Source organism: Streptomyces sp. NPDC051987, from assembly GCF_040680735.1.
Classification (GTDB): Bacteria; Actinomycetota; Actinomycetes; order Streptomycetales; family Streptomycetaceae; genus Streptomyces.
In genome coordinates this window covers 33,433-50,847 of record NZ_JBFAXI010000019.1, presented here as the reverse complement: position 1 = coordinate 50,847, position 17,415 = coordinate 33,433, and the positions used below count along the sequence as shown (strand labels likewise).

Below are 17,415 nucleotides of genomic sequence, written 5' to 3'. Positions count from 1 at the left end.
AGTCGTCGTGGCACAGCTGGTGCTCCGATGGGATCGGCCGACCTCGCGTCCCGCCTCCCGGCTCACCGTCTCCGGCCGCACGTGCGCCGTCTGCTCGGTCGTCTTCGGCTGGCCGCCCATGCGGGCGCTGAAGTCGACCGGGGCAGGTACGGCTCTAAGATCCACCTGATCACCGAAGGGCCGGGTCTGCCCATGTCCGCCGGAATCTCCGGGGCGAACCTGCACGACGGCCAGGCGCTGATCCCGCTGGGGAAGGGCATACCGCCGGTCTGCTTCCGGCGCGGTCCCCGACGACGCAGATCGGGAAGCACGATGTCCTGGCTCGCCGGATGCCGCCGACCGCACCGCCGCTACGAGCGCAGAGCAGAGCATTTCCTGGCCTTCACGAGTAGGCCTGTCGTGTCTTCGTGGGGGGCGTGGAGTCAGCACGCGTATCGATATAACGATCTGGTAGCCGATTCTCATCGAGGGCAGACCACTGAATCTCACGGTGGGTAGCGATCTCGTGGGACAGATGTGGATCTTCAAACACAAAGGAAGTACACGCCTGTCGAAGTGTTGAGCTTGACTTGGTGATCGCTTTGCACCACCGGCGACCGTGCGATCTGGTGTGCATCGCCCTGCGGATCGATACTCACCTCCGGCTCCGGACGATCTTGCGTCCGGGTACGGAAAGAGGGGGGTGCTTCTGTGCGGAGCGATCGTGTTGTGGGCCTTCGAAGACGGCCGGACAGCGGGTCATCGCCAGGGCGAATCAGGCCAACAGCGGGCGCTTTGGCCCTGCTCATGGCTGTTGAGGCAGCGGTGATCGTGTCATCGGCCGGTCAGGCGCTTGCTGTTCCCGCGCGGCATGAGACCGCCAGTACGGCCCCGTCCAGAGCGGCCCGGTCTGTCGGTCCTCTGACGGCACCCGATCTGGCGTCGGCAATCGCCACAGCGCGGCTGCGCAACCGTAAGGTCGAGGTGCTGGACGAGCGGACCGCCCAGTCGACGACGTGGGCGAACCCGAAGGGCACTCTCACCACTGAGTCCTACGCCGCGCCGATCCGCTTCAAGCGGGGCGGCGCGTGGGTAGATGTGGACACCACCTTGCACGCCGCTTCCGACGGTGGCGTGGTTCCCAAGGCGGAGCCGCAGGGTCTGGTCCTTGCCGCGGGAGGCAGGAAGGCGGCCTTGGCCGCGGAGGGCACCGGCGTGCACCGCGTGGCGGTCGGCTGGAAAGGGACCCTGCCCAAGCCGAGGCTGAAGGGGAGCACGGCCACCTACGCGAATGTCTCTCCGGGCACGGATGTGACGGTGCAGGCCACGCGGACCGGGTTCGAGGAGAATGTCGTCCTGCGCGCCAGGCCCTCGGCCGGCTACCAGGTCGTCATCCCGATCAGCGCCAAGGGTCTGACCGCCAAGCAGGCGAAGAACGGCTCGATCGCGTTCACCGACTCCCACGGCAAGGTCGCGGGCACCATACCGGCACCGGTCATGTGGGACGCCAAGGTCGACGCGAAGTCGTTGGAGCACACCCACCGTGCCCGGGTGAAGATGACCATGTCTCAGTCCGGTGACACGGTTGACCTCACCCTGACCCCGGACGCAAAGTTCCTTGCCAGCCCCAAGACGCGTTACCCGGTCACCGTCGATCCCTCCACCAGTCTGTCCAGCGTGCTGGACACCTTTGTGGAGAACACCGACTCCACCGCGGAGTACACGTCCACGGACCTCAAGCTGGGCACCTACGACGCGGGTACCGACGTCGCCCGCTCCTTCCTGCAGTTCCCGGTCTCACAGCTGGTCAACGCCCATGTTCTGTCCTCCTCGTTGAACCTCTACGAGTACTGGTCCGCCGACTGCGTCCAGAACTCGTGGGAGCTGTGGCAGACCGGCGCTGCTTCCACCTCCACGGTGTGGTCCAACCAGCCGTCGTGGACGACGAAGTACGCCACCACGACGCAGACCAAGGGCTATCCGTCCGACTGCGGGTCCGTTCCGGCGGGCTGGGTGTCCATCGACCCCAGTTCGTTCCTGCAATACGCCGGGGATCACGGCTACACGTACGCCAACATCGGGCTCCGGGCCACGGATGAGACGGACTCCAGCTCCTGGAAGCGGTTCTATTCCGCCAACGCGGCCAGTAATGTGCCCTACCTGTCGGTGACGTACAACTCCTACCCCATGACCTCAGCGCCCACGGTTGCGCCTGGCGTTTCCTCTGTCTCGGGGACGACCACCACGCTGTACACCAACACGGCCACCCCGCAGCTGCAGGCGACGGTTACCGATGCCGACGGCGGCAACGTGATGGCACAGTGGAACGTCTACGACACCACCGGCGGCGCCAACACCCAGATCATCTCCAATCTGAACGGCTCCTGGACCGCCTCCGGCGGTACCTCCAGTGCCTCCGTACCCAGCGGGAAGCTCGTGGGCGGGCACACCTACACGGCCTGGCCGTGGGGCTACGACGGGTCACTGTGGGCCCGTCAGACCGTGCCCAGCGGACTCGTTTTCACCGTCGACACGACCAGACCCGGCGTTCCCGCCGCCGCCTCCACCGACTATCCCTCCGGCGGCTGGGCCAAGGGCGCGGGTCAGAGTGGCGACTTCACCCTCACACCGCCTTCCAGCGGTACTGACACCGCTGGAGTCGTGTGGCAGCTCGACTCCGGTCAGCAGACCTTCGTGGCCACCACCGGCGCGGCCGTGACCGCCCATGTGACCCCGGACTCCGACGGCCCGCACACGCTGACCGTCTACACCCGGGACCTTGCAGGCAACCTGTCAGACGCGGCCACCTACCACTTCGACGCGGGCGCCGGCGCCATCACCTCTCCGAAGGACGGCGACCGAAGTGCGCGAAGGGCGACACTGACCGCGGCCGGACCCTCCACCGCTCAATCCGTGACGCTGCAGTACCGCCGTGCCGGAGCGGACAGCTGGACCAACATCCCCGTCGCACACGTCACCACCGGCGGTAAGGCGCTCTCGTCCTGGCCGGTGACCATGTCGAACGGTGTTTCCCCGGACCTCGTGTGGGATGCCGCCGCCACCTTGGGGGACGACGGCTCGGTGCAGGTCCGCGGGCACTTCACCGACTCGTCCAGCGGCACCTACGACTCCTCGGCGGTCCCCTTCACCCTGGACCGGAAATCCACCGATGCTGCGACCGAGCAGGTGGGACCGGGTTCGGTGAACCTGTCCACCGGCGATTTCACCATCTCCGGCAACGACACCTCCGGGCTCGGTCTGGCGCTGACTCGCACCGCCTCCTCCCGCAATCCCTCCGGCGGCGCGCCGACCGGACAGGTGGCCCCGTTCGGCCCGCAGTGGACCCTCGGTGAACTCTCCCAGGTAGCTTCCAACGGTTACACCGAGATCCGGCCGGTGACCTCCACCGCCGTCCAGCTCGTCACCTCCGACGGCAGCGAAGTGGCGTTCACCAAGAACGGCGATGGATCCTGGAGCCCTGAGCCCGGCGCGGAGGACTATTCACTCGCCTACGACTCCTCGGCCGACCATTACACACTCACCGACACCGACGGCACGGTCACCATATTCACCAAGTCCGCCGCGGCTGCCGGTGTGTGGACGATTTCCTCCACGACCCCGACCGGCTCGGGAAACGCCACCCGCTACCGGTTCGACACCGTCACCTCCGGTGGCACCACCTCGGTGCGCCTGGCCCGGATGGTGGCGCCGACCTCGGCGATCTCGGACCTCACCGGCTCCTGCCTGACCCCGAGCACCCCGGCGACGGGCTGCCGGGCCTTGCAGTTCGACTACGCCGCCACCACCACTGCGACCGGCACCGCTATGGGCACGTTCGGCAACTACGCCGGTCGTGTCGCGACCGTCACCCGATGGGCGACGGACCCGGCCACCGGCAACGAGACCGCCACGGTCGTCGCCCAATACGCCTACGACACCAACGGCATGCTCCGCGAGGAGTGGGACCCGCGCATCAGCCCGAACCTGGTCACGGCCTACAGCTATGACTCGGCCGGCCGGATCATCACACTGACCCCACCCGGGCAGTTGCCCTGGAACTTCGCCTACGGCACCGCAGGCACGGACGGGGACACCAACGCCGGACGCCTGCTCAGTGTCAGTCGTGCCACCCTCACACCGGGTTCGGCCTCCACCACCAACGGCACCGCCACCACCAGCGTGGTCTACGACGTACCGCTGACCACAGGCGCCGCAGGCCCCTACGCCATGGGCGGGGGCGACGTTGCCACCTGGGCGCAGAGCGACAAGCCCACCGATGCCACGGCCATCTTCCCGGCCGACCAAGTGCCCGCGTCCAACACAGGCAGTGGAAACCTGGCCAGCGGCGACTACAGCCGTGCCACGGTTCACTACCTGGACGTCAACGGACGCGAGGTCAACACAGCCCAGCCAGGCGGCCACATCGCGACCACGGAGTATGACACCTCGGGCAACATCATTCGGGAACTCACTGCGGCCAACCGCGAACTGGCGCTGGCCGCAGGCTCCAACGGCGAACTCAATACGCTGGGCCTGGCGTCGATGACCTCCGCGCAGCGGGCGACCGAGCTGTTCACCCAGCACGTCTACGACAGCACCGACCAGCAGGAGAAGGACACCTACGGGCCGCTGCACCAGATCACCCTGGAGCACGCACTGGCAGCCTCCGGCACGTCGGCGGCCCTGCCAGCCGGCTCCGTGGTGGCCGCACGCACCCACACGCACAACACCTTCGACGAGAACCGGCCCACCGACGGCTCCGCGAAGGTCTCGAACCAGGTCACCACGGCGGTGATCGGTGCAGCCCTCACCGGGTACGCCTCGGACGCGGACACTCGTACCAGCAAGACCTACTACGACTGGACTCTTGGAAAGCCGACCAAGACCGTCACCGACCCGTCCGGTCTGGCCATCACCACCCTCACCGCGTACAACACGGCAGGCCAGATCACCGCAAGTTCCCAGCCCGCATCGAACGGCTCGGACGCCGCAACAACCACGACGATCTACTACACCGCCAGCGGTGCAGCGCCCTGCGGCGGCCACCCCGAGTGGGCTGACATGATCTGCCGGACCGCCCCTGCGGCCGGCATCACCGGCGGCGGCTCCAACCCGGCCCAGCGAGTCACCACCACAACCACCTACACCGCCACCGGGATGCCCAACCAGGTCACGGAAACGGCCAACGGCGTCACCCGGACCACCACAACCGCATACGACAACGCCGACCGCCCGATCCAGATCGCGGTCTCCGGCGGTACTGGCCAGGCGGTTCAGCACACCACCATCTCCTACTCCTCCAGCACCGGGCTGACGTCCAGGGCATCGACTCCCGACGGGAAGGCCGTCGCCCAGGCTTATGACCAGCTCGGCCGTGAGATGTCCTATACCGACGCCGACGGCAACGTCGCCAACACCCAGTACGACAGCCTCAACCGACCCATTCAGGTCAGCGACTCCGCGCCGTCAACCCTGACCTACACCTACGACACCTCGAAGGACCCGCGCGGTGTGGTGACCTCCGAGACCGACTCCAACACTGGAACGTTCAGAGCCACTTACGACGCGAACGGCACCTTGGCCACCGAGACTCTCCCCGGCTCGATCACCCTGTCCGCGACCATGGACGAGGCCGGCCAGAACACCGCACGCACCTACACCAGCGCCTCCGGCAACGTCCTGCTTTCCGACCAGGCAGGCCACTCCGCTGCCGGACAGGAAGTCAACCGAGCCCTGTCCACCTCCGGTGGTCTCGGCCTCAATGACACCTACGCCTACGACAACGACGGCAGACTCACCCACACCAACGAAACCGTCATCCAGGGCCAGGCGCAGAACTGCACCGCACGCACCTATGCCTTCGACCAGGACACCAATCGCAAGAGCCTGACCACCGCCACCGGCGCCACCACCACCGACGGCACCACCCCCAGCTGCCCGGCCAGCGGAGGCACCACGACCACCCACACCTACGACACCGCCGACCGCCTGGTTGACAACGGATACACCTACGACGCCTTCGGCCGCACCACCAGCGAGCCCGGCAGCACCACCACCGCCTACTACGTCAACGACCTCGTCTATCAGCAGACCAGTGGCAGTCGGCGCACCACGTGGCAACTCGACCCCGCCGGACGCTTCCGCGCATACACCAACGAGTCCAACTCCTCCGGCACCTGGACCCAAACCGCCTCCAAGACCAGCCACTACGACGGACCCTCAGACCGCCCCGCATGGACTGTAGAGGACACCTCCACCGGCGCTTACACGAGGAACGTGCCTGACCTCGGCGGGGTGCTGGGGGCGACCTACAGCTCCAGCAACGGCGACGTCATCCTGCAGCTCACAAACCTGCACGGCGACGTCACCATGACCCTGCCCACCAACGACGCGAACACGGCCGTTGCTGTCATGGCCGCAGACGAGTACGGCAATCCCGTAGCCAGCACCAGCGGTCCTCGCTACGGTTGGCTCGGCGCCAAGGAACGCTCCGCCGAAACACCCACCGGCGACATCCTGATGGGCGCCCGCCTCTACAACCCCATCAATGGACGCTTCCTCAGCACTGACCCGCTTCCCGGTGGCAGCGCGAATTCCTACGACTACGCCGCCCAAGACCCGGTCAACAAATTCGACCTCGACGGTCGCATGATCGTGTGCGGCGACAACCGCACCGGAAGCCAGTGCAGCAACGCCACCACGCCGTGGTACTACGAAGGGCGCTACAGCCATATCACTGGCTGGCAACCCTCTCTCTACAGCTCGATGCCCGCCCACATCCGCGCCGTCTTCCAGACGCTGGAGGCCACCTTCATGGCAGGCGTCTACGTTGAGGAAGCCTATTGGCGGTACGACTACCACTACAGTCGCTACTGGCGTTACTACCACGGGAAGGTTCAGTACAAGACAGCGAACTGGACGCTGTACGCCGATCAGCCACGACTCAAGGTCTGGATCAACTTCTTCGGTGACTACACCATCACCGGCTACTGGAACGACCACAAGTACGACTAGCTAGCAACACTCGGTGCCAGTCCCAGTGAAACGGAGGGGAGCGTGATCCGCACGCCCCCCTCCGCGCACTCGGGACCCGTACCTCCCGGCGGCAGATGCATGGGTACAGCTCGCCGCCAGGATTCTCAGGAGCAGAAAGCAGTTCGAAAAGTAGATGTCATTGTCGTGAGATCCCGAGTTGCTGCACAGTCAACTCGAAAGCCTGGCTTGCTGTCGATCCGCCAGTATCAAGGGTCGGTGCTCGATTGTGGATGGAAAGTTCCAATGACCTACCTGCAGATTGCGTTGGCGCTGGTGGAAATATTTTCCGCAGGTGCGGCCGTGTGGCAGCTCAAAGGCTCGCGTGATCCTCTCTGGATTCCTGTTCTGATAGTGGTGGCCGGAGCGGGAGTGCTGGTTCCCCGGATCTATCCGATTGGTCACGCCACCGTCTTTTCCCTCGGGCTTCAGGTTATTGCGGCGGCCGTACTCATCTGGATTGCCAGAACCGGTCTCCGGCGTGACTCCAAACGGTGAGTGGTCGACCCGCAGCGGGGCACGTCCGTTGCGGGCGTCATGCGTGCGGCACCGCTGCCGGCTTGCGCCGGGCAGGACCGCGCCGATGGCGTCGACCCGGACCAACGCGTGAGGTCCCTGGTCCAAGGGGCGGGACTCGGTGAGCTTCTCGCCCCGTCGGGTGCTGACGCCGAGCAGGTAGGCGGTGGCGACCACCGCGGCCGACGCCGTACAGGTCAGCCTTCGTGCACACGGATGCCGTGGCGGCGCGGCCGCTGAGGTCCGGTCCGTGGCCGCCCGAGTCAGTTTCCGCCGAACGGCGGGTGCATACGTTTCCTTCAACCCCGCTCCGTGAAGCGGGACGAACGAGGAGGCGGGCCCGTGAAGGAAAGCCAGTTGGACACGTGTGTGATCGGGGCGGGACCTGCCGGGCTGGCGGTCGCGCGGGCTCTGGCGGAGCGAGGGCTGCCGTACACGCATCTCGAACGGCACACCGGGCCCGGCGGCATCTGGGACATCGACAATCCCGGAAGCCCGATGTACGAGTCGGCCCATTTCATCTCCAGCAGGACCCTGTCGGGATTCGGCGGCTTCCCGATGCCCGAGCACTTCGCGGACTACCCGCCGCACCGGCAGATCCTCTCGTACCTGCGGTCCTTCGCCGATGCCTACGGGCTGACGGACCGCATCGAGTTCGGCGTCGAGGTCGGACGCGTCGAGAAGAACGCGGACGGCAGCTGGACGGTCACCCGGTCCGACGGCCGGGAGAGCGTGCATGGGCAGGTCGTGGTGTGCACGGGCTCGCAGTGGCACCCCAACGTCCCCGAGCTGCCGGGGGAGTTCAGCGGGGAGGTCCGGCACACCGTCGGCTATCGCGGCGCGGAGGAGCTGAGGGGCAGACGGGTCCTCGTCGTGGGGGCGGGGAACTCCGGGTGTGACATCGCGTGCGATGCGGCCCGCACCGCGGACCACGCGGTGATCAGCATGCGGCGCGGGTACTGGTTCATCCCCAAGCACCTGTTCGGCCGACCGGTGGACACCATCGCCGACAGCGGGCCGCACCTGCCGATGTGGCTGGCGCAGCGGGTCTTCGGCGCCCTCCTGAGGGTCATCAACGGCGATCCGACGCGGCTGGGGCTGCAGAAGCCGGACCACAAGCTGTTCGAGACCCATCCGGCCATCAACTCGATGCTGATCCACCACCTCCAGCACGGCGACATCACGGCCAAGCCCGGGATCGCGCGCACCGAGGGCCGGACGGTGCACTTCACCGACGGCACGAGCGACGACTTCGATCTCGTCCTGCTGGCCACCGGGTACGTCCACAAAGTGCCGGTCGCGCAGCAGTACTTCGGCGACGAGCAGCACCCCGACCTCTACCTGTCGTCGTTCTCGCGCGAGCACCAGGGCCTGTTCGGCGTCGGCTTCGTGGAGACCAACTCCGGTGCGTACCGGCTCTTCGACACCCAGGCACAGCTGATCGCCGGGTACCTCCACGACGCGCGGCACCGGCCGTCGAACGCGGAGCGGTTCGCCCGCATGATCCGCGCCGACCGCCCGGATCTGTCCGGCGGGCTGAAGTTCGTCGCATCGCCCCGCCACACCGGCTACGTCGAGAGCGGAGCCTTCGTGAAGTACCTGGGCAGGGTCGCGGGGGAGATGGGCTGGCGTACCGAGGGCCTGCCGCCGTCGTCGACACGGTCCCCGCGCCGCGCGGAGGCGACGGCATGAGCGGGTTCGACTTCACCGACAAGGTCATGCTGGTCACCGGCGGCGCGGGTGGCATCGGCAGTGCGCTGTGCCGCCGCTTCGCCTCCGGCGGCGCCCGGGTCGTCGTCGTCGACATCGACGAGACCCGGGCCGAGAAGGTCGCCGCCGGGCTTCCGGGTGCCGGACACCAAGGGATCGGCTGCGATCTGCTGGACCGCGCCCAGGTGGAGCGGCTGTTCGAGCTGGTCGCCGATGCCTACGGGTGCCTCGATGTCCTCGTCAACAACGTGGGTATGACCAGCGCCGAACGCTTCGACGTCCGCAGCGTCGAGAGCATCGAGCGGGAGATCACCCTCAACCTGACCTCCCCGCTGATCACGACCAGGATCGCGATCCCCCTGCTGCAGGCCTCGCGGGATGCCCGGGTGGTCACCACCGTCTCCCTCGGCGGGATCTTCCCCCTCGGCGAGACCCCGATCTACACGGCTTCCAAGTTCGGGCTGCGCGGTGCGATGCTCGCCATCGGGCTCGACCTCAGGAGCAAGGGCATCCTGGCCGGCTCGGTGCTGCCGTCGGCGACCGACACCCGGATGCTGCGTCAGGAGGCCGTGGACGGCGGGAACTCCATGCAGTTCCAGGACCGCCCGCAGCAGCCCGCCGACGTCGTCGCGGCCGTGGTGAGCCTGCTGGACAAGCCCCGCCTGGAGGCCTATCCCCGGGCCGGTGAGTCCCGTCTGGTGCGGTTCGCGATGCTCGCACCGAACCTGCTGCCCAAGGTCTTCCCGCTGTTCCGCAAGCGCGGTGATCGCGGCGTGGCCCGTTATCTGGAGGAACTCCGCAGCCGCGGACTGGCCCGCCAGACCGACGGCCGCTGGGAGCTGGTGGAGGAAGCATGACCACGAACGGGATGCTGCATGTCGTCAACCCCGCCACCGGGGAGCCGGTCACCACCCTGCCCGCCGCGAGCGCCGACGACGTCGCCAAGGCCGCCGAGCGGTCCCGGCAGGTCGTGGAGGCAGGGGTGTGGGCGCGGCTGCCGGCCCGCGAACGCAGTGCCGTGCTGTTGCGGCTGGCCGACCTGATGGAACGCGACGCCGAGATCCTCGCCCGTCTGGACAGTGAGGACGCGGGCAAGCCGATCACGGAGTGCCGCACGGGCGACGTTCCGGGCGCGATCGAGTCGATCCGCTGGTTCGCCGAGGCGGCCGACAAGGTCTTCGGCCGTGTCGCGCCGAGCAGCCCGGACGGACTGGGCCTCATGATCCGCGAGCCGGTCGGGGTGGTCGCGGCGATCCTGCCGTGGAACTACCCGCTGGCCATGACCGCGTGGAAGGTCGGGCCCGCCCTGGCCGCGGGCAACTGTCTGCTGGTCAAGCCGGCCGAGGCGACCCCGCGTTCGGCCCTGCACCTGGCCGCGCTCGCCGTCGAGGCAGGACTGCCGGACGGGGTGCTCACCGTCCTGCCCGGATACGGCCGGGAAGCCGGGGCGGCCCTCGCGCGTGACCCTCTTGTGGGGGCGCTCTCCTTCACCGGGTCCACCGCGACCGGCCGCCGCATCCTCAAGGACGCCGCCGAGAGCAACTTCAAGCGGGTCTCACTGGAGATGGGCGGCAAGAGCCCCCAGGTGCTGATGGCCGACGCGCTCGACCACGGGGACGAGCTGATCGACCACATGATCGAGGCCGCGTTCCTGACGACGGGGCAGAACTGCACGGCCGGCTCACGTGTCCTGGTCCACCGCGGCATCGCACAGGAGGTCCTGGAGCGGTTCACGGCCGCGGCGGGGGAACTCGTCATCGGTGATCCGGCGGACCCGCGCACGCAGCTGGGACCGCTGATCAACCGTGCCGCCTTCGACCGGGTCGCGGGAGCCGTGGACGCGGCCAGAGCGGGCGGGGCCCGGATCCACACCGGGGGACTGCCCCACGGGCTGCCTCCGCGCGGCGCCTACTATCCGCCCACCGTGATCACCGGCGCTCCCGACGGCAGCGACGTCCTCGCCAGGGAACTGTTCGGCCCTGTCGTCACCGTCCAGACCTTCACCTCGGAGGACGAGGCGGTACGCATGGCCAACGCCACCGAGTACGGGCTCGCCGCGTCCGTATGGACCCGGGACCTCGACAGCGCGCTGCGGCTGGCACGCGGCATCGAGGCCGGTGTGATCTCCGTGAACGCCTACAGCGAGGGCGACATCACCACCCCCTTCGGCGGCTGGAAGCAGTCCGGATTCGGTGGTGTGGAGAAGTCCACCAACGCCTTCGACCAGTGGACCCGGGAGAAGACGGTCTGGATCCGCACCCGCTGACCCAGGACCTCGTGTGGATCAGGACTCAGGACCCACAACTCAGGGCCCACAACTCAGGACTCAGGACTCAGAGGCGATCCGAACGCATCCGCTCGCGCAGATGGACCGGTGAGGTGCCGTGCCAGCGGTGCACCGCGCGGCGCAGTGCGCGTTCGTCGGAGAACCCGGCCCGGCGGGCGATGTCACGCAACGTCAGTTCGGGTCGGAGCAGCAGCTGTTCGACGCGTTCCCGGCGCACTCCCTCGACAAGTGCCTCGTACGTCGTGCCGCAGTCGGCCAGCCGGCGACGCAGCGTCCGCTCGCTCGTCGCGTGCCGTCGTGCCTGCTCGGCGAACGAGGGGATCGCCGGGAGGCTCTGGGCGACGGAGATCTCCAGAACCTCCAGCAGGTCCTGGAGGCCGCGGCGTGCGGCCATCTGCGCGTCGAGCATCTCCAGAGTCGACGCGTAGGTCACCGGATCCCGGCCGGGCATCGGAGCTCGGGCCCACGCGGGGTCGACGACCATGCGGTTGGCCGGGGCGCCGAAACGGACCGGGCAGCCGAACAGGGCAGCGTGCAGGTCGCTCCGGTGCGGCGGAGGGCAGGCGAACTCCACCGCCTTCGGTGCGAAGGCGGGGCCGACGGACAGCCGGGACAGCGTGACCACGGAGGCGAGCCCCTCCTCGATCAGGAAGACGGCGACAGCCGGGTCGATGGCCGGATCGGGGAGGTCGGCGCGCAGCACGAAGGCGTCGTCCTCCTCGCTCGTAGCGGCCGACCACACCACCATCGCCCCGGACAGGTTCTGGTACTTCACCCCTGTCTCGATGGCGTGCCGCAGGGTGTCGTCGGCCATCAGGGCGAAGCCGAGCAGGCCCCACGCGGTCAGATGCTGTGCCGCACCCACCTTGAGCCCCAGGTGCTCGTCCTGGGTGAGCTCCAGCGCGCGACGGATCACCGCGCTGCCCTGCCGGTAGGACACCCTCAGCGCGGCGGAGCGCATGACGGTCTCGTCCAGCCCGACCTGCTTCAGCAGGGGCCGCAGGTCGATGCCGCGCGCGTCGGCGACCGCGACGAGATGACGCAGGATGTTCGGCTGGATCGTCGCCGATGTGCTGCGGCTGGTCCCCGGCGGGCTCGCCGGGCCGGGGGCAAGGGACATCGCACTCACCTTCTCCTCGGCCACCACTGTAGGCAGCCGGGCAGCACCGGTCGCAGACCTGGCCCCCCGAGTCCCCTGTACGGCCCCTGGCGTCCCGTGCCCGCCCCGTCGCCGTTCGCGGTCCTGGGGACGCTGTCTCCGGCGCCGGGGTCAGCGGGTGAGGACGCGGTCCAGCCAGGCCAGCAGGTCGCTGACGATCTCCTGTCTGTTGGTCTCGTGGAACAGCTCGTGGCGGGCCGCGGGATAAACGAGATAGGTCACGTCGACGAGGCCGGCCTCGCCGTAGCGTTCGACGAGCAGGTTGCTGAGGGAGAGATCGGCGTTCAGCGGGTCGTGATCCCCGACCAGGACGCAGACGGGCAGGTCCGCCGGGATGCCCTTGGGCTGGGCAAGTGACGCCGAGGCGAGGGTGATGTCGGCCATGCCCTGGGCGTCGAGGCTGAAGCCGCACAGGGGGTCGGCGAGGTAGGCGTCGACGGCCGCCTCGTCCCGGCTGAGCCAGTCGAACGGCGTGCGGGCGGGCTGGAACGCCTCGTTGAGCGCGAGGAACGGGTCTCCTCCCTCCGCGGCCTGCCGCGCCTGTGCCGCGAGCATGACGTCGACCGCGGTGGTACCGGCCAGAGCGAGTGCGTCGATCAGGTGGGCGTGGTCGAGGACGTACTGCTGTGCGGCGAAGGAACCGAGGCTGTGTCCGAGCAGCACCAGGGGCAGGCCGGGGTGCTGCTCGCGGATGGCCTCCGACAGGGCGACCATGTCGCTGACCAGTCGGTTCCAGCCGTCGTCCCCGAGATGGCCGGGCTCGGCGTGCCTGCTCAGCCCGTGTCCGCGGTGATCGTTGGCGTAGACGGCACAGCCCTGAGCGGTCAGTGCTGCCGCGAGTGGGGCATAACGGCCGGCGTGCTCTCCCATGCCGTGGGCGATCTGCACCACGGCTCGCGGGGGCGTGTCCGGCTTCCACTCGTGCACGTGGATCTGGACGCCGTCTTCGCTGTCGAAGGTGAACATCGGACTCCTTGTCTTGGTACGCGGGCAGCACCGGGCGTCCGGCCGAGTCGCAGGGGGCGGGCCGGCCCGGGCAGTTCAGCTCACGGAGGTCGGGGCGCACGGCGGTTGCCGCCGCCCGGCCGGGTCAGGTGTGCCGCTCGCCGAGGTAGCCGGCGACGATCCGGGACTGGTCGGCCCGGAGTTCCCGGGCCGTGGCGTGCGCGGTGATCTCGCCGTGGGAGAGGACGTAGCCGCGGTCGGCGATGTCGAGGGCGAGGCCGACGTGCTGTTCGACGAGCAGCACCCCGCAGCCGGTGTCGTCGGCGTAGCGCCTGACGATGGGCAGCAGCTCCTCGACGATGATGGGTGCCAGGCCGAGGCTGAGCTCGTCGAGCAGCAGCAGCCGGGGGCTGCGGGCCAGGGCTCGTCCCATGGCGAGCATCTGCTGCTCGCCGCCGGAGAGCAGCCCCGCCTTGCGGTCCTGGAGGCGGGACAGGGCGGGGAAGTAACGCTGGGCGGCGGCCTGGTCGAGGCGCTCGCCCCGGTGACCGAGACGCAGGTGCTCCGCCACCGTGAGACCGGAGAAGATGCCTCGGCCTTCCGGCACGTGGGCGATGCCGAGGCGGGCACGGGTCGCCGCCGGGATCCTGGCGAGGTCCGTTCCGTTGAAGGTGATCGTGCCGGCCAGGGGGCGCAGCAGCGCGGAGACGCTCTTGAGCGTCGTGGTCTTGCCCGCGCCGTTGGCCCCGAGGAGGGCGACGACCTCTCCCGCGCCCACTTCGAGGTCGATCCCGCGGATGACGGCGGCTCCGTCGTATCCGGCGGTGAGACCGTCCACCTTCAGAACTGGGGTGCTCATGGTGTCTCCGGTGTGCTGGTCAGGGCCTGGGCGGAGCCGTCGGGCGAAGTGGCGGACGCGGCGGCGGGCTGGAGGGCGGACGCCCCGAGGTAGGCGGTGACGACGGCGGGGTCGGTCCGGACCTGTGCCGGTGTCCCGGAGGCGATCACCTTGCCGAACTCCAGGACGACGATGTGGTCGCAGATGCCCATCACGAGGCTCATGTCGTGGTCGATGAGGAGCAGCGCGGTGCCGGTTTCAGCGACGTTGCGCAGTCTGCGTCCCAGTTCGGCGCTCTCCGTCGTGTCCAGGCCGGCCGCGGGTTCGTCGAGACAGATGATGCGGGGCCGGGCTGCCAAGGCCCGTGCCACGCCGACGAGTTTGCGTCCGCCCTGGGACAGTTCGTGTGCCGAGGCGTCGGCCAGGTCCTCGAGTCCCAGGGCCGCAAGGGCCTGAGGGACAGCGGGGTTCGGGGACGGGCGGCGCCCGAAGGTCTCGCCGAGCGCGGTCCACCACGTCGAAGGGTCCGCCGTGACCTGGAGGTTCTCCGCGACCGTGAGGTCTTCGAAGAGTTCGCTGCTCTGGAAGGTGCGGGCGAGTCCTCGCCGGGCCCGTACATGGGGCGGCCGTCCGGTCAGGTCCTTGCCGTCCAGTTCCACCTTTCCCCGGGCCGCGACGAGGCCGGTGACGGCGTCCACGAAGGTGGTCTTGCCGGCCCCGTTGGGGCCGATGAGACCGACGAGTTGGCCCTCGCCGACCTCCAGGGAGACATCGCTGAGCGCGTGGACGCCGCCGTAGCTGACGCCCAGCTGCTGGACAGAGAGCACGTTCACGGTGCGACCTCCTTGGCGTCGGCAGGGGTACGGCCGAGGCGGATCTGTGGGGAGTCGACGACGGATGCGCTGCCGGCCGACGGTCCCGTCGTGGCCGCCGCGCGTCTCGCCCTCTTCGCCGTCCTCCGGCGGTGGGCGGCGCCCGCGATGCCGTCGGGATTGGCGATCAGCGTCACGATCAGGGAGACGCCGCCGAAGAGCAGGGCCCAGGTCCCCTTGATCCCGAACCACTTGTCCAGTGCGTGGGGCAGCAGCGCCTCGGTGGACATCAGCCCCGCGATCACGGCTCCGGACACCCTGGTGATGCCGCCGATGTAGGCGAAACCGATCAGGCTGAGGGCGGCCAGTGCGGTGAACCGGGCGGCGCTGACCGAGCCGAAGTTGTAGCCGTAGAGGGTGCCGGCGGTGCTGGCGATGAAGGAGCTGATCGTGAACGCGGCGATCTTCACCGCCCGCACGTCGACTCCGGCTGCCGCGGCGGCGCGCTCGTTGGAGCGGACGGCGAGCATCCGCCGGCCGAGTCCGGTACGCCTGAGATGGGCGACGTACAGTCCGAGGGCGACAGTGACGGCCAGGACGAGGAAGCCGAACATGGGGCTGGGTTCGTTGCCGTCCAGGCCGCGGAAGTCCGCGTTCGGCCCGAGGTCGACCCCGAACAGGCGGGGCGCGGGCACGGACACTCCGGCCGTTCCGCCGAACGAGGTGTTGTTGAACAGCGCCTGTTCCATGGCCAGGGCCGCGGCCAGGGTGACGACGGCCAGACTCACACCCCGCACCCGCAGGGCGGAGACGCCCGCGGCCACTCCCAGCAGGGTGGCGAGCACCGTCGCGCCGAGGGCGGAGAACGGGAAGGGGATCCCCATCCGGACCGAGAGGTGGGAGAGGGCGAAGCCCGCGGTTCCGGAGAGCGCGAGCTGCATCACGGAGATCTGTCCCACGTAGCCGGTGATGACGACGTAGGACAGGACGATGACCATGCCGATCAACGAGTTCGTGAGTGCCTGGCGGAAGTCGAACGGGAGCACCACCAGTGCGGCGGCGGCGACCGCGGTGGCCATCAGGGCGGGACGCAGCAGCCGCTCGGGCAGGGGTACCGCGGGCAGCCGCTGTTCGACGAGTTCACCGCGGCGCGGCAGACCGGCACCCCGCACGTACAGGGCGACGACCATCAGGGCGAAGACGAGGAGCTGCTGGAGGCCGGGCATGGCGTTGCCGTTGTCGGTGGGGAACCAGCTCTGCGTGGACAGGTAGTACACGATCGACTGGAGCACCCCGATGAGGATGCCCGCGGTGCAGGCGATCCACAGCGAGGTGAACCCGGCGAAGAGTGCGGCGGCCAGGGCCGGGACCACCTGCAGGGGCAGCGTCATGGAGTCGACCTGGACGATGGGTGCGGCCAGGACACCGAGGAGCCCGGCGACCAGGGCGGCCAGGAGCGTGTTGGCCATCGAGACGCTGTTGGGTGACAGGCCTGCCAGGAGCGCGGCCTGTTCGTTCTCCGAGGCCGCGCGGGTGGCCAGGCCGAAGCGGCTCCAGCGGTACAGGGCCCCGAGGACCAGGGCGATCAGGACGACCAGTCCGGCCAGGACGAAGCGGTCGGACGGTGTGGTGACGCCCAACACGGTGACGGTGCCGGCCGGAAGGATGCTCGGTGCCTGCTGCGGCTGCACTCCGAAGACCAGGAGGACGGTGGCCTGCAGGGTGAGCAGGATGCCGAGGGAGGCCGCGAGTTTGGCCAGGGGCGAGACGGTGCGCAGCGGCTTGAAGACCGCCACCTCTGTCAGGACTCCGACGGCGAGCGCGACCGCGAGGGCTCCGGCGAGAGCGGGTCCCACGGACAGCGTGAGTCCGAAGAAACCGGTGGTCAGGGCCCAGAAGGCGTAGGCCGAGGCCATGGCTGTCGCGCCGGTGGACAGGTTGATGATGCCCGAGCCCCGGTAGGTGACCACCACGCCGAGCGCGATGCCGGCGATCAGTGCCCCCTGGCCGAGGCCGAGCACGGCGAAGAGCAGGATCTGTTCCAATTCATGACTCCTGTCATGAGCCCGCACATCCGCGAGTCCGCGCTGCCGAGGCTGCGTCCTGCGAGGGCTGCAGCCTCGGCGGCGGGGCGGGC

At 68.9% G+C, this 17,415-nt stretch carries 10 protein-coding genes and 1 pseudogene; 6 read left to right on the top strand and 5 right to left on the bottom strand.

Annotated elements, in window-relative coordinates; translation table 11 throughout:
- Nucleotides 1-135 precede the first annotated feature (135 nt).
- From AB0M11_RS13260 to AB0M11_RS13235, 6 genes and pseudogenes are all read left to right on the top strand, one after another.
- Nucleotides 136-390 (top strand): annotated as a pseudogene (locus AB0M11_RS13260) (IS5/IS1182 family transposase); the annotation flags it as partial.
- 573 nt (nt 391-963) lie between these two features.
- Nucleotides 964-6,993, top strand: coding sequence for a DNRLRE domain-containing protein (locus AB0M11_RS13255; RefSeq protein ID WP_365704586.1), 6,030 nt, complete (start codon nt 964-966; stop codon nt 6,991-6,993).
- Between the two features lie 264 nt (nt 6,994-7,257).
- Nucleotides 7,258-7,509: a hypothetical protein gene (locus AB0M11_RS13250; protein WP_365704584.1), complete on the top strand. Its 252-nt coding sequence runs from the start codon at nt 7,258-7,260 to the stop codon at nt 7,507-7,509.
- A gap of 360 nt (nt 7,510-7,869) precedes the next feature.
- Nucleotides 7,870-9,219: an NAD(P)-binding domain-containing protein gene (locus tag AB0M11_RS13245; RefSeq protein ID WP_365704581.1), complete on the top strand. Its 1,350-nt coding sequence runs from the start codon at nt 7,870-7,872 to the stop codon at nt 9,217-9,219.
- Nucleotides 9,216-10,094, top strand: a complete 879-nt coding sequence (locus AB0M11_RS13240) for an SDR family oxidoreductase (protein WP_365704579.1) — start codon at nt 9,216-9,218, stop codon at nt 10,092-10,094. The genes AB0M11_RS13245 and AB0M11_RS13240 overlap by 4 nt, the downstream gene beginning before the upstream one ends.
- Nucleotides 10,091-11,503 (top strand): aldehyde dehydrogenase family protein, encoded by a 1,413-nt coding sequence (locus AB0M11_RS13235; RefSeq protein WP_365704578.1) that lies wholly within the window; start codon nt 10,091-10,093, stop codon nt 11,501-11,503. The genes AB0M11_RS13240 and AB0M11_RS13235 overlap by 4 nt, the downstream gene beginning before the upstream one ends.
- A 67-nt stretch (nt 11,504-11,570) precedes the next feature.
- Here AB0M11_RS13235 and AB0M11_RS13230 read toward each other — a convergent pair whose 3' ends face one another.
- The 5 genes from AB0M11_RS13230 to AB0M11_RS13210 form a co-directional block, all read right to left on the bottom strand.
- Nucleotides 11,571-12,644, bottom strand: a complete 1,074-nt coding sequence (locus AB0M11_RS13230; protein ID WP_365704577.1) for an AraC family transcriptional regulator — start codon at nt 12,642-12,644, stop codon at nt 11,571-11,573.
- 150 nt (nt 12,645-12,794) lie between these two features.
- Nucleotides 12,795-13,649, bottom strand: a complete 855-nt coding sequence (locus AB0M11_RS13225) for an alpha/beta hydrolase (RefSeq protein WP_365704576.1) — start codon at nt 13,647-13,649, stop codon at nt 12,795-12,797.
- A gap of 124 nt (nt 13,650-13,773) precedes the next feature.
- A complete protein-coding gene (locus tag AB0M11_RS13220; protein ID WP_365704575.1) occupies nt 13,774-14,487 on the bottom strand; it encodes an ABC transporter ATP-binding protein in 714 nt (237 codons plus the stop codon).
- Complete coding sequence (locus tag AB0M11_RS13215; RefSeq protein WP_365704573.1) at nt 14,484-15,299, bottom strand: ABC transporter ATP-binding protein; 816 nt, start codon at nt 15,297-15,299, stop codon at nt 14,484-14,486. Before AB0M11_RS13215 ends, AB0M11_RS13220 begins: the two co-directional genes overlap by 4 nt.
- Nucleotides 15,296-17,323, bottom strand: coding sequence for an ABC transporter permease (locus AB0M11_RS13210; protein WP_365704571.1), 2,028 nt, complete (start codon nt 17,321-17,323; stop codon nt 15,296-15,298). The genes AB0M11_RS13215 and AB0M11_RS13210 overlap by 4 nt, the downstream gene beginning before the upstream one ends.
- Nucleotides 17,324-17,415: the final 92 nt, after the last annotated feature.